We start from the raw sequence: 13,695 nt of genomic DNA, 5'->3' as shown, positions 1-13,695 counted from the left end.
TCAGCAGGCCCGGAAGTTCTCGGCGTGGATTCGGGCCTGCGCGGCGAGGTCGGCCAGGTGCAGCGCCGCGCCCTGCAGGACGTCCGGGACGAGTCGGTAATAGGTGAAGCGCCCGCGCGGCTCGGCGGTCACCACACCGGCCTCACGCAGCAGCTTGAGGTGTCCGGACACGTTGGGCTGCTTCGCTGCGGTGTCCGCGACCAGGTGCGACGTGGTCGCCGGGCCGTCGGCGAGGATCTGCACGATCCGCGCCCGCAACGGATCCGCCAGCAGCCGCACCACATCAGGATTGGCTGATATCAGCGGCTGCTGATCCGTTTCGGGTCGCACCTGCACCGGTGCGACCCGGCTCGGCGTGTCGGCGCTGCCGGTCAGCAGGTTGCCGAGCAGGTCAAGGGCCTCCCGGCGGACCCAGTAGTAGACCCAGGTGCCCCGGCGTTCACTGTCGACCAGGCCGGACTCGCGCAACACCCGCAGATGATGCGAGATGGTCGCGCCGGTGACCTCGAAGGCCTCGGTCAGCTCGCAGACGCACACCTCGGTGGTGGAGGCGATCAGCGACAGCAACCGCAGTCTGACCGGGTCGCCGAGGGCCTTGAACAACGGCGCGAGTTCGCCGGCGACCGGTGGCGTGAGCGGCTGCACGGCCAGGGGAGGACAACAGCCCGGCGCGGCGTCCAGCACGGGAAGGACCGACATGCGTCTAGCTTGACAGTTGTCTAGCCACGATGCAAGGTAGGGGCACCGGTTCGACAGGTTTCGAGCAACTGATCGATTACCGCTGATGCATTGCGTCCGAGGAACGGTCGCGTCCGCCGGCCGGATCACCCGGCCGCCGGACGCGACGCCCGGAGATGCGCGTCCGCCCACGTCAACAAGCAGAGGAAGTCGTGAGCATGAGCGAGGAGCAGGCCACCGCAGCATGCTGCGGTACCGATACGGCTGCCGGACGGGCCGACACCGGCGGCGGCCCGGACGACAACGTCGCGGCGGACGGGGGCTGCTGCGCTCCGGGCGACACATCAGTCGCACCTGATGTGAGCGCGACAACTCCGATGGCCGGGCGGGTCAACGGGCCGTACCCGGTCGTGGTGATCGGCGCCGGGCCGGTGGGGTTGGCCGCGGCGGCCCACCTGCACGAGCGACGGCTGCCCTTCACCGTGTTGGAAGCCGGGCCCTCGGCCGGAGCGGCCGTGGCCGAGTGGGGCCATGTGCAGCTGTTCTCGCCGTGGCGGTACAACGTCGACCACGCCGCCCGGCGGCTGCTGGAAGCCGCCGGCTGGGTCGGCCCCGACCCGGATCTGCTGCCCACCGGCGCGGAGCTGGTCGAGGCGTACCTGCGGCCGCTGGCGACGCTGCCGCAGATCGTCCCGCACGTCCGCTACGACGCCCCGGTCGCGGCGATCGGCCGGGCCGGCGTCGACCGGGTCCGGACCGCCGGCCGCGAGCAGGCGCCGTTCGTCGTACGCCTGGAAACCGGCGAGGACGTCCTCGCCGCCGCGGTCGTCGACGCCTCCGGCACCTGGCGGACCCCGAACGTGCTCGGCGCCAACGGACTCCCCGCGCACGGCGAGACCGACCCGCAGACCAGGACGTTCGTCGACCCGGCGCTGCCCGACGTGCTCGGCGTCGACCGTGACCGGTACGCCGGCCGGCACATCGTCGTCGTCGGCGCGGGGCACTCCGCCGCGAACACCCTGCTCGCGCTCGCCGAACTGGCGGCACAGGAGCCCGGCACGACCGTCACCTGGGCCACCCGGGGCGGTTCCATCGGCCGGGCGATCGGCGGCGGGGACGCCGACGCGCTTCCCGGCCGGGGTGCGCTGGGCACCGGAGTCAAACTGCTCGTCGACTCCGGTCGGGTCCGGTTGGTCCCCGGCTTCGCGGTGCACGCCGTCGCCGCCGTCGACGGGCGCATCCAGTTGACCGCCGCCGACGGGCGTACGGTGACCGCCGACCGGATCATCGCCGCCACCGGCTTCCGACCCGACCACCGCATCGCCGCCGAACTGCGCCTCGACCTCGATCCCGTGCTGGGCTGCACCCGGGCCCTCGCCCCACTGATCGACCCGAACGACCACTCCTGTGGCACCGTCCGTCCGCACGGTGTCGACGAACTCACCCAACCCGAACCCGGCTACTTCGCCGTCGGCATGAAGTCCTACGGTCGCGCCCCGACCTTCCTGATGGCCACCGGATACGAGCAGGTCCGCTCCATCGCCGCAGCGCTGACCGGGGACTGGGTCGCCGCCCGTGACGTGCAGCTCGACCTGCCCGAGACCGGCGTCTGCTCCGCCACCCCGAGCGTGGACCTGCCGCGCGCAGAGCTTGGTCTGGTCACCGCCTCCGCCGGGGGCAACTGCTGCGGAGGGTGACCAACCGCCCCACCGCCGCCGCCCACCACCCGAGTGTGGGCCGACGGTGGATCAGCCGCCGTGGCCCTCGGCCGCGCCGTCGGGCGTCAAGGCGCCGTCCGCGCCGCCGGTGTCCAGGTGTACGTGTCGGTGGCCCTGCCCGGCGTCGATGTTGATCTGGTCGAGCTGGGTGGCGGCCACCGACCAGGTGGTCACGGCGACGGCCGCCTGCCGCGCGGCCAGCGCCAGCCGTTCGTCGGCCGCGTCCGCGGCAGCGGCCAGGGCGAGCGTGTCGACAGCGATGGCGGCCTGTTCCACCGCGCTGCGCAGCCCGCCACGGGCGACGTTGGTGGCGGTCGTACCCGACGGCGGGTCGGCGAACCGCTCGGTCAGTTGCCGCATGGTCTGCTGCCACTGGCCGACCTGCGCCGGCTCGGGCGGACGGCCGGCTTCCGACGCCTGCCGGATGGCCGTGAGGATGGGCGACAGCTCGTCTCCGGTCCGGTGGGCCAGGTCGGTGAGCTCGATGATCTGCTGCGCGTCGCGCTCGGCGTCGGCCTTCTGCAGCCGCGCGATGCTCGCCTCGGTCTCGCTCGGCCGTCCCACGGAGTAGCCGATCAGCCCGCCGAGCAGGCCGGTGGCCAGCGCCGCCGCGGCGATGCCGGCGACCAGGCGGGTCCGGGCTGACGCCTTGCGGGCGGGCGGATCGAGCAGGTAGGAGGGCCTTCCGGTCTTGGGGGACATCACACTCCTCGCATCGACGACCATCTGGCTGGGAGATTAGCGCACCTGACGCAAGCCGACGGGGTCATCGACCTCCGGTGGGAGATCGCCGTTACGCCGGTATGGCGGTATCCCGCCCCAGCTGACCCCGCCATACCGGCGATACGGCGGCGCCAAGCCCCCGTCGACCGGTCAGGCCTGGTCGGGGGTGGGTGCCGGACCGGTGGCGGTCAGCAGGGCCACCAGGTCGTCAAGGGTGTCCAGGGGCGGTCCGCCGTTCAGGTCAATCTCGACGCCGTACTCCAGCTCGATCGCGTCGACCAGGCGCAGCAGGGCGAGCGAGTCGACGCCGAGGGCGATCAGGGAGTCGCCGGCCAGTACGTCGGCCGCCGCCACCTCGCCCGCCGTGGCCTCGTCCACCAGTGCCGCGACCCGCTCGCGCAGTGCAGTGTCATCCATGTCTCAGGACTCCTTCCTCACCTGTCGGACGATGTCGGCGATCTCGGCAATGGTCGGGGTGTCGAAGAAGGCGTCCAGCGGTACGTCGACGCCGAGCCGTTGCTGGATGCGACCGCTGATCCGGGTGATGGTCAGCGAGTGTCCACCCAGGTCGAACAGGTCCTCGTGCACGCCGATGTCGGGGATCCGCAGCACCTCCTGCCAGATCAGCCGCAGCTGCGCCACCAACGGATCGTCGTCGACCGGCCCGGCGGCGCCGACCGGCCCGGCGGCAACGGCGGTCGGCCGGGCGGTCGGTGCGGGTAGCGCGGCCCGGTCCACCTTGCCGTTCGCGTTCAGCGGTAGCCGGTCGAGGATGACGTAGTCGCTGGGCAGGGCCGCCTGCGGCAGGCTCGACGCGAGATGGTGACGCAGGTCGGCCGACTCCGGCACCCCACCCGGTCGGGGCACCAGGTACGCGACCAGGCGCGGCTCGTCGGTGTCCTGCCGGAGCACGGTGACCGCCTCGGCCACCCCGGGATGGTCGAGCAGCCGAGCGTCGATCTCCCCCAGTTCGATCCGATGGCCCCGGATCTTGACCTGGTGATCGGTGCGGCCGAGGAACTCGATGTGCCCGTCCGGCCGCCACCGGCACCGGTCCCCGGTGCGGTACATCCGCTCCCCGACCGGACTGTACGGGTCGGGCACGAACCGTTGCGCGGTCAGGTCGTCGCGCCCCAGGTAGCCGAGGGCCACCCCGGCACCGGCCAGGTGCAGCTCACCGGGCAGGCCGACAGGCGTGGGCAGACCGGCGGTGTCCAGGATGTACGCCCGCACGTTCGGCAGTGCAGTGCCGATGGTGACGTCGACGGGGTCGGCGGGAATGTCGGCCATCGTGGCGTACACGGTGGCTTCGGTCGGGCCGTACCCGTTGATCAGCCGGGTGGTGCGGGCCCGCAGCTCCCGGGCGAGGGTGACCGGCAGCGCTTCGCCGCCGGCGACCGCGACCAGCGGTGGCGTGGGGTCGCCCGGAGCGCCGAGGCCGGCTTCCAGCAGTACCCGCCAGCCGGACGGGGTGGCCTGGGCGTGGGTGACACCGGCGGAGCGGACCAGCGCCAGCACGGCCGGGCCGTCCAGGGCACTGACCGTCGAGGCGACCACCACCTGCCCGCCGGTGACCAGGGGCAGGAAGACCTCCACCGTGGAGATGTCGAACGACAGCGACGTCAGGTGCAGCCAACGGTGCGTCGGCCCGCTGCCCAGTAGGTCCCGGACCCCGAACAGCATGTTCGCCAGGGACCCGTGCCGGATCGCCACACCCTTGGGACGGCCGGTGGATCCGGAGGTGTAGAGCACGTAGGCCAGGTCATCGACGCCGGGTCGCTCGTCGGGTTCGGTCGGCAGCGGGCCGTCGAGCAGGGCGACGTCGGTCAGGGCCAGGGTGGGCCGGTCCGAGGCGGTTCCGGTGGCGGTCACCACCAGGGTCGGGGCGGCGTCGGTCAGCACCGCCTCCTGTCGGGCCGCCGGGTGCGCCGGGTCGATCGGCAGGTAGGCGGCACCGCAGCGCAGCACCGCCAGCATGGTCGCCACCGCCTGCCAGGACCGTTCCAGTGGCATCGCCACAAGCGATGCGGGGCCGACGCCGCGCTGCCGCAACGCCCCGGCGAGCCGCCGGCTGGCCTCGTCGAGTCGGCGGTAGCTCAACGTCAGGTCACCGTCGACCAGGGCCGGGGCGTCCGGGTCCGCCGCGACCCGGGCGGCGAACAGGTCCGGCACGGTCGCCGCCGGACAGCTACGGGTGGTGTCGGTGCCGGCGCGGGTGACCTGGTCGAGTTCGTCGGCGGGCAGCAGCGGCAGCCGCGCCACGGGCCGGTCCGGGTCGGCGATCACGGCGGCGAGCAGGGTGTGCAGGTGTCCGCCGATGCGGCGTACCGCGTCGGTGTCGATGGCGGTGGGGCTGTGGTGAAGGCTCACCGTGATGCCGGTGGGTGCGTCGACGATCTGCACGTGCAGCGCGTTGCGGGCGGCGCCGCTGAACAGGGTCCACTCCACCTGGCTGGGCACGCCGGGGAAGACCGGCTCGGCGGCGCGTCGTCGGTAGCCGACGCTGACCGGGGTGAGCGCCGGTGCCGGCCGCAGGCCGGGCACGGCATGGGCCAGCGGCACGGCCCGGTGCCGGTACACCTCCCGCAGCCGGGCCCGCAACGCCTGGGCGTGGTCGCGGAAGGTCGCCGTGGCGGTGTCGGCAGCGACCGGCAGTTCGTTGACGAAGAGCCCGACCAGGTCGGCCTGTTCGGGGGTACGGGTAGACAGCGCCACCCCCACCGGGACGCCCAGGTTGCCGTAGCGGGCGAGCAGGGCGTGCAGCGCCGCGAAGAGCACCTCGAAGCGGGTCACGGCCAGCGTTCGGGCCAGCCGGTCGACCCCGTCGACCAGCTCGGCGGGCAGGTCCGCGGCGACGGCGACACCCGGTTCGGCGGCGGTGGGCAGCCGACGCAGACCGGGCAGGACCAGGTCACCGGGGCCGGACCAGTGCCCAGCCCAGTAGTCGCGGGCGGCGGGCAGGTCCGCGGCGATCCGCTGCTGTTCGGCCGCGGCGAGGCCGCTGTAGTCGTCGGCGCGGGCTGGCAGGTCGGTGGGCTCCTGCGCCCGGGCGGCGGCGTACGCGGCGGCCAGGTCCCGGGCGAGGACGTCCTTGGAGGTGCCGTCGAAGGCCACATGGTGTGCGGTGACCAGCAGCAGGTACTCACCCCCGACGCCGGTGAGCAGGGTGAACCGGGCCAGCGGTCCGGCCTGCAGGTCGAACGGGCGGGCGATCTCCTCGGCGATCCGGGCGTCGGTCAGGTCACCGAAGCCGACCGACGGGCGGGTGTCGGCCGGGGCCAGCCGCGGGGTGCCGTCGTCGTCGCCGGTGATCCGGGCGGACAGGATCGGGTGCCGCTCGATCACGCTCGTGCAGGCCGCGACGAGGGACTGGGTGTCGAGTTCGGCGCCGAACCGTACGCCCAGTGCCATGTGATAGGCCGTGCCGGCGGTCCCGGCCTGCTCGGTGAACCAGACCGCGTGCTGTGCGTACGTCGCCTCGGCGGTGCCCACATCTGCTCCCCTGGTCGTGCTGGCGGTGGTCATGTCTGGAACAGGTCGGTGAGCTGCCGTTTGAGCACCTTGCCGCCCTCGTTGTGCGGCAGCCGGTCGAGCACCAGCAGGCGGGCGGGCAGCTGGTAGTCGGCCAGCCGGTCGGCGAGGAAGCCGCGTACCACGGGCAGGGTGAGGTCGTCCGGGCCGGCCGGGGGGCGGAGCACGACGGCGGCGGCGACCGCCGAGCCGAGCACCGGGTGCGGTATCCCGACCACGGCGGCCTCGGCGACGAGGGGGTGTTCGTGCAGTGCCGCTTCCACCTCCAGGGTGGAGACCTTGAACGCGCCGGTCTTGATCACGTCCTGGTGCCGGTCGGTGAGGTACAGGTAGCCGTCGGCGTCGAGGCGGCCGACGTCGCCCATCCGCACCCACCCGTCGCGGAAGGTGGCCCGGTTGGCGGCCTCGTCGCGGTAGTAGGCGCGGGTGAAGGGGGCGCGCAGCCACACGTCGCCGGTGGTGCCGGCGGGCAGCGGGTTGCCGTCGGCGTCGGCGACCATCAGCTGTCCGCCGACCGGTCGGCCGACCGCGTCCCGCCGCGCCGGGTCGTAGATCATCGTGGTCTGCGCCGGGGCGGCCTCGGTGGAGGTGTAGTAGTTGACGATTGTCGCCGCCGGGAAGGCCTCGGCCAGCCGGGCGGCGACCGCTGGTGCCAGCGGCGCGGCGGTGGACCCGATCAGCTGTACGCCGCTGGTGTCCCGCCCGCGCAGCGCGCCGGAGTCGAGCAGTTCGACGGCGATCGACGGGACCACGAAGACGGTGCCGGTGCCGGGGGCCTCGATCAGCCGGGCGAAGCGCAGTGGGGTGAAGCGGGGCAGGGTCAGCGCGCCGGCCTTGGCGGTGAGCGCGTTGAGCAGCATGGTCTGCCCGGCGTTGGTGCCGATGGCGAAGGCGTGCAGGAAGCGTCGGGAGTGGGCCAGGGCCAGCCGGCGGGGATGCTGCGGTGCCCCGACGGTCAGGTTGGCGTGGCTGGCCGCCACCCCCTTGGGCCGCCCGGTGGTGCCGGATGTGTAGAGGATCTGGGCGAGGTCACCGGGGCGGGCCGTCGGGGCGTCGACGTGCTCGCGGGCCGTCTCGGTGAGCAGGTCGGCGCAGGTCCAGACCGGCAGTCCGGCCGGCACGGGCGGGGCGGGGGTGTCGTCGCCGTGCAGTACGGCGGTGGCCGCGCAGTGGGTCAGCGCGTATTCGAGTTGTCCGGCGGCGAGCCGGTCGGACAGGGGCACGGCCACCCCGCCGGCCCGCAGCACCCCGCAGTACGCGACGGCGAAGCGGGTCCAGTCGCGGGCACCGAAGAGCAGGCCGACCCGGTCACCCTGGCGCAGTCCCCGGGCCCGCAGGGCGGCGGCGAGTCGGCTCGACTCGGCGGCCCAGTCGGCGAAGGTCAGGGTGGCCACGCCGTGCACCTCGACGGCCACCTGTTCCGGGTGCAGACTGGCGCGCCAGTCCAGCAGGTCCGGCACCGTACGGGGTGCGGGTGTCGTCGGCGGCATCTCAGGCCGCCTTCCGGTCGGCCGGTACGGGGGTGACGGCGGCGGCCCGGGCCCGGCGGTCCTCGATGCCGACCAGGTCGTCCGGCGGCGCGTCGGGCACCTGGTCGTCGAAGCGGGCGAGCACCGGCGTGATCAGCGAGATCAGTGCCGTGATCGCGATGCAGAGCCCGAACAGCACGTAGAGCAGGCCGTGGCCGCGTCCCGGGCCGACCCCGAGGACCACGCCGACGGTGCCGGCCAGCACGCCGTCGGCGAGCAGCATCGGCTCGGTGATCCGGGCGGCGGCCGGAGCGATCAGACCCCAGCCCAGCGGCAGGGTGGACTGGGCGACCATCTGGTTGAGTGCGAAGACCCGGCCGTGCACGCGCGGCGGCACCTTGGTCTGGATGATCGTGGCGTAGACGCCGTTGACGATGGCCAGGGACGCGTACATGCCGAAGGCGCCGGCGGCGATCAGCGCCAGGTTGGGACGCAGCCCGGTCAGCATGGCGGCCGCCGCGATGCCGAGGGTGCCCAGCAGCACCGCGCGCATCCGGCGGTGCCGGGGACCGCCCCAGACGAGCATCACCAGGCCGCCGGTGGCCGCGCCGATCCCGCCGGTGAGGGCGACCTGTGCGACCTCGTCGAGGCTGGCGAAGCCGAGCACCAGCGGGGAGAGCAGGAACAGCACCGGGAAGAGGAAGAGGTTCAGGGCGGCGAAGAAGGTCAGCATGGCCCGGAACTCCCGGCGGCGTAGCGCGTACCGCAGGCCCGCGAGGATCTCCGCGCCGATGCTCTCGCGGCGTTGCAGGGCCAGGGTGCGGGGGAACTTCACCACCGCCAGCACCGTGATGGCGAAGAGGTAGCAGGCCACGTCGACCAGGAGGATGCCGCGCAGTCCGACGGCCTGGAGCAGGGCCACGGCGGCCAGCGGCACCACGAACTGGGTGAGGCCGACGGCGGTCTGGGCGAGGCCGTTGGCGTGGCCGAGGAACCGTTTGGGCACCAGTTGCGGCACCGCCGAGACGAAGGCGAGGCGTTGGAAGGCCAGCGCCACCGACAGCCAGGCGGTGAACGGGTAGAAGTGCCAGACCTCGACCCGGTCGAGGAGCACCAGGACGGCAAGTGCGGCGTTGCCGCCGCCGGCGGCGACGCAGGCGGTCAGCAGGACGGCCCGCCGGCTGAACCGGTCGACCAGCGCGCCGGCCAGCGGCGCGATGAGCAGGCCGGGCAGCAGCGCCAGTACGGCGAAGAGCGCGAACCGGGCGAGTGAGCCGGTCTGCGTGTAGATCCACAGTGGTACGGCGAAGGTGGTCAGCGCGGTGCCCAGGCCGGAGGTGATCTGTCCGGCGGCGACCAGGCCGAAGCGTCGCATGCTCGGTGCCGGCGCGGTGTCCGTCCGGCTCCGGCCGGTCGGTGGCGGTTCGGCGCCACGGTCGGAGACGGCGGCCAACTGCCACGCCGGCTCGGGGTCGACCCCGGTGGAGGTCTCGACGGCCGCCGGGGCGGGGGTGTCGATGCGCCGGTGCACGTCGGTGACGATCTCGGCCAGTTCGACGGCCCGGTACTTGAGGAAGTAGTGGCCGCCTTCGTCGATCACGGCCAGGGCGGTGCGGTCGCTGAGGAAGTGCCACTCGCGGTAGCGCTCCTCGTGGAACTCGGTGCCCCGGTCCCGCTCCCCCACCACCGAGATGATCGGCGCACGCAGTGGTGTCACCCGCCGGCGCATCAGCTCGGTGAAGTACTCCTCGGACACCTCGGCGTCGTGGCGCATCGCCCGGATCAGGAACCGCACCTCGTCGGGCGCGAGTTGACCGATGTTGGTGCCCTGCGCCTGGAGCCAGGTGCGGTAGATCCGGTCGCTGCGCAGCCGTTCGGCCAGCCGCAGGCGCAGCAGCGGGCCGAGCAGGCCGCCGGCGGGCCTACCGAAGGGGAAGACCGCGCCGAGATACACCGCCGTCAACTCGCGGCCGGCGGCCTCCAGCCGTCGGGCCACCTCCACCACGAGAGCCCCACCGGGACCGCAGTGTCCGTAGAGGATCAGCGGGCCGCTGACCCGGTCCAGGATCTCCGCGACGACGTCGGCGGCGACCTGGTCGATGGGCGCGGGGTCGTCGGCCACCCCGATGTCATGTCCGGGTACGGCCACCGACAGCAGCCGGTGTCCGGGGGGCAGCGCGTCGGCCAGCGGCTGGTACACCACGGCGCTGCCGCCGCCGTACGGGACGCAGACCAGGGTGGCGATGCGCTGTCCGGTGGGCACCGGCGGGGTCAGCTCGTACAGCAGCCCGCTGTCGCCGGTCGCGTCGCCGCCGACCAGTTGCGCCAGTTCGCGTACGGTGCGGTGGCGGAACAGGTCCATCACGCTGACCGTCGGTGCGGCGGTGCCGAGCACCTCGGGTAGTTCCCGTCGCAGCCGGGCCACCACCTGGGTGGCCAGCAGCGAGTGCCCGCCCAGGTCGAAGAAGTCGTCGCCGGCGCCGACCTGCGCGATTCCGAGCACCGCCTGCCAGATCCCGGCGATCAGGGTCTCCACCGGCCCGTCCGGCGCGACCCGTTCGGCATCGGTGGTCGGCTCGTCGGTCGGTGCGGGCAGGGCGCGCCGGTCCACCTTGCCGTGGTCCTGCAACGGCAGCCGGTCCAGCAGCACCCATCGGCTGGGCAGCATGTGTTCGGGCAGCCGTTCGGCGAGCCGGCGGCGTAACTGGGCCGGCTGGGGCGGATCCGTCTCGGTGGCCGGTTCCAGGTAGGCGACCAGCCGGTCGTCGCGCAGCAGCACCGCCGCCTGCCGGATCTCGGGGCAGTCCCGCAGCGCGGCCTCGATCTCCCCCAGCTCGACCCGGTAGCCGCGGATCTTCACCTGGTGGTCGCGTCGGCCGAGGAACATCAGCTGCCCGTCGTTGCGCCAGCGGGCCAGGTCGCCGGTGCGGTAGAGGCGGGCGCCGGGTGGGCCGTACGGGTCGGGCAGGAAGCGCTGCGCGGTCAGCTCGGGCCTGTTCAGGTAGCCACGGGCCAGCCGGTCGCCGCCGAGGTACAGCTCGCCGGGCACCCCGACCGGCACCGGGCGCATCCGCTCGTCGAGCAGGTAGACCCGGGCGTGTGGCAGGGGCCGCCCGATCGGCACCGCACCGGTACCGGCCTCGGTGGCGGGTACCTCGTAGGTGGTCACGCCGACGGTGGCCTCGGTGGGGCCGTAGTGGTTGAAGATCCGGGCCGGGCCGGTGGCCAGGGGTGCGATCCGCTCCAGGTCGGAGGTCTCGCCGCCGAGGATCAGCGCGCGGGCCGGCAGCAGGTCACCCGGTTCGGCGTCGGCGGTGAGCGCGGTCAGGTGCGACGGGGTGATCTTCAGGTAGTCGATGTGCCGGGCCCGCAGCCGCTCGGCGAGTTCGGCGCCGGTGCACCGGCGGGGCAGCAGGTGCACCGCACCGCCGGTGGCCAGCGCGAGATAGAAGACGGTGACACTGAAGTCGAAGGACATCGACTGCAGCAACCCGTACCGGGCGGCCGGGACGATGGCGAACCGGTCGGCGACCCCGTCGAGGTAGCGCAGCACCTGCCGGTGGGCCACCGCCACCCCCTTCGGGGTGCCGGTGGAGCCGGAGGTGTAGATGACGTAGGCCAGATTGTCACCGGTCGCGGTGGCCTCGGGTGCGGTGTCCGGGCCGACGGCGACCTCGGCGGCTACCTCGTCCAGACAGGCTGTGGGCAGCTCGGCCGGCAGCAGGTCCCGCAGGTCGGCGCTTGTCAACACGAGGCTGGGGCGGGCGTCGGCGAGCATCAGACCCAGCCGGGCGGCGGGCTGCTCCGGATCCAGCGGCAGGTAGGCCCCACCGGCGCGGAGCACCCCGAGCAGCGTGACCGCCAACTCCACCGACTGTTCGAGCAACACCCCGACCAGGGTGTCGGGGCCGACACCCTTCCCGCGCAGCCAGGTGGCGAGCTGGTTGGCCCGCCGGTCGAGCCGGCGGTAGGTGAGGGTCTGCGACTGTTCACCGACCACCGCCGGGGCGTCGGGGGTGGCGGCGACGTGCCGGTCGATCAGGTCGGCCAGGGTCGTCGCGCCGCCGGTGACCCCGGTGGTGCCGTCGGTGTCGGGTCGACCCAGCGCCAGGGTGCGGTCCCGCTCGGTCGGGTCGAGCAGGTCGAGGTCGATCACCGGGCGATCCGGTGCGGCGACCGCGCCGCGCAGCAGCGTCTCGAAGCTGGCCGCCAGTCGCCGTACGGTGGCGGCGTCGAACAGATCGGTGTTGTAGACGACCATGCCGCGCAGCCCGTCGGCGCTCTCCCCGACGTACAGCGACAGGTCGAAACGGGCGGTCGAGGCGTCGGTGCCCACCCCTTCGGCGCGCAGCCCGGCCGGCCAACCGGTGCCGCCCTGGTCGTAGTTCTGCAGGGTGAACAGCACCTGGAAGACGGGGGTACGACTGACGTCACGCGCCACGTTGAGATCGGCGACCAGCCGCTCGAACGGGATCTCCTGGTGGGCCAGCGCCCGTACGACGGTGCCGCGGGTGCGCTTGAGCAGGGCCGCGAAGCTCGGCTCGGCGGGGCCGTCCGGGCCGGTGGCGATCGGCGACAGGTCGGCGCGCAGGGCGAGGGTGTTGACGAACAGGCCGACGAGTCGTTCCAGCTCCGGCACGACCCGGCCGGCGACCGGCGAGCCGATGGCGAAGTCCCGCTGGCCGCTGTAGCGGAACAACACGGCCTGCAGGCCGGCGAGCAGCGTCATGTACAGCGTGCTGCGGTGGGTACGGCCCAGGCGGCGCAGCCCGTCGGTCAGGTCGGCGTCGAAGGCGAAGCGGTGGGTTCCGCCGGCGTACGACAGCACGGCCGGTCGGGGCCGGTCGGTGGGCAGGTCCAGCGGCGGTACGTCGGCCAACGCCGTATGCCAGTAGGCGAAGCCGTCACCGCTGGCCGGGCCGTCCAGTCGGGCCCGCTGCCAGGCGGCGTAGTCGAGGTAACCGGTCGACGGGGCCGCCGGGGCGGTGCCGCCGTCGCGCAGCGCGCCGTAGGTGGCGGCGACCTCGCCGAGCAGGATGTCCAGTGACCAGCCGTCGCTGACGATGTGGTGCATCGCCAGATGCAGCAGCTGCTGTTCGTCGTCGATGCGCACCACCAGGGCCCGCAGCAGCGGCGCGGCGGCCAGGTCGAACGGGGTGTCGACGGCTGCGGTGACCAGTTCCCGGGCGGCCTGCTCGGATTCGGCGGTGGTGACCGTGACCGGTACCCGGACCTCGGGCAGCACCTGCACGACCGGTTCGCCGTCGGCGTTCTCGGTGAACCGCATCCGCAGGCTGTCGTGCCGGGCGGCGGTGGCGTCGAGGGCGGTCCGGAGCAGATCGATCTCCAGCGCTCCGTGCAGCCGCACCGTCGCGTAGATGACGTAGGCGGCGGTGCCGGGGGTCAGCTGTTCGGTGAACCAGATCCGTTCCTGGGCGAACGACAGACGCGGCCGGTCGGTGGATCGGCGTAATTCCGGCGAGTCGGTACGACTCCAGGCCGGCGCGTCAACGTCTGTCACGCAGCGCCTCACTCCGATGACGGATGGGAGTCAGTAGTGTGCACGGCGTATCCAA

7 protein-coding genes and 1 pseudogene are annotated in these 13,695 nt (G+C 73.3%); 1 reads left to right on the top strand and 7 read right to left on the bottom strand.

Annotation, left to right across the window (positions count from 1 at the left end):
- Positions 1 to 279: an ArsR/SmtB family transcription factor gene (locus VAB18032_RS32875; protein WP_269764266.1), complete on the bottom strand. Its 279-nt coding sequence runs from the start codon at positions 277 to 279 to the stop codon at positions 1 to 3.
- Positions 280 to 354: 75 nt separating this feature from the next.
- Positions 355 to 699: pseudogene (locus tag VAB18032_RS32870) on the bottom strand (ArsR/SmtB family transcription factor); the annotation flags it as partial.
- A 356-nt stretch (positions 700 to 1,055) separates the two neighbouring features.
- Between VAB18032_RS32870 and VAB18032_RS14285 the strand changes: the two are divergent.
- On the top strand, positions 1,056 to 2,375 hold the full coding sequence (locus VAB18032_RS14285; RefSeq protein WP_013733562.1) for an FAD-dependent oxidoreductase: 1,320 nt from the start codon (positions 1,056 to 1,058) through the stop codon (positions 2,373 to 2,375).
- Between the two features lie 51 nt (positions 2,376 to 2,426).
- On the opposite strand, the gene VAB18032_RS14280 is transcribed toward VAB18032_RS14285, so the two are convergent.
- From VAB18032_RS14280 to VAB18032_RS14260, 5 genes are all read right to left on the bottom strand, one after another.
- A complete protein-coding gene (locus VAB18032_RS14280; RefSeq protein ID WP_013733561.1) occupies positions 2,427 to 3,098 on the bottom strand; it encodes a hypothetical protein in 672 nt (223 codons plus the stop codon).
- A gap of 171 nt (positions 3,099 to 3,269) precedes the next feature.
- The gene (locus VAB18032_RS14275) at positions 3,270 to 3,536 is read right to left on the bottom strand and encodes an acyl carrier protein (RefSeq protein ID WP_013733560.1); all 267 of its coding nucleotides are present in this window, start codon (positions 3,534 to 3,536) and stop codon (positions 3,270 to 3,272) included.
- A gap of 3 nt (positions 3,537 to 3,539) precedes the next feature.
- Complete coding sequence (locus tag VAB18032_RS14270) at positions 3,540 to 6,644, bottom strand: non-ribosomal peptide synthetase (RefSeq protein WP_050814608.1); 3,105 nt, start codon at positions 6,642 to 6,644, stop codon at positions 3,540 to 3,542.
- A complete protein-coding gene (locus VAB18032_RS14265) occupies positions 6,641 to 8,140 on the bottom strand; it encodes a class I adenylate-forming enzyme family protein (RefSeq protein WP_043720682.1) in 1,500 nt (499 codons plus the stop codon). The genes VAB18032_RS14270 and VAB18032_RS14265 overlap by 4 nt, the downstream gene beginning before the upstream one ends.
- Before the next feature lies 1 nt (position 8,141).
- Positions 8,142 to 13,640 (bottom strand): non-ribosomal peptide synthetase/MFS transporter, encoded by a 5,499-nt coding sequence (locus tag VAB18032_RS14260; protein WP_013733557.1) that lies wholly within the window; start codon positions 13,638 to 13,640, stop codon positions 8,142 to 8,144.
- Positions 13,641 to 13,695 lie beyond the last annotated feature (55 nt).

Origin of the sequence: Micromonospora maris AB-18-032 (genome assembly GCF_000204155.1) — a bacterium.
GTDB classification, from domain to species: Bacteria; Actinomycetota; Actinomycetes; order Mycobacteriales; family Micromonosporaceae; genus Micromonospora; species Micromonospora gifhornensis.
This window is presented reverse-complemented; position numbering and strand designations above follow the sequence as displayed.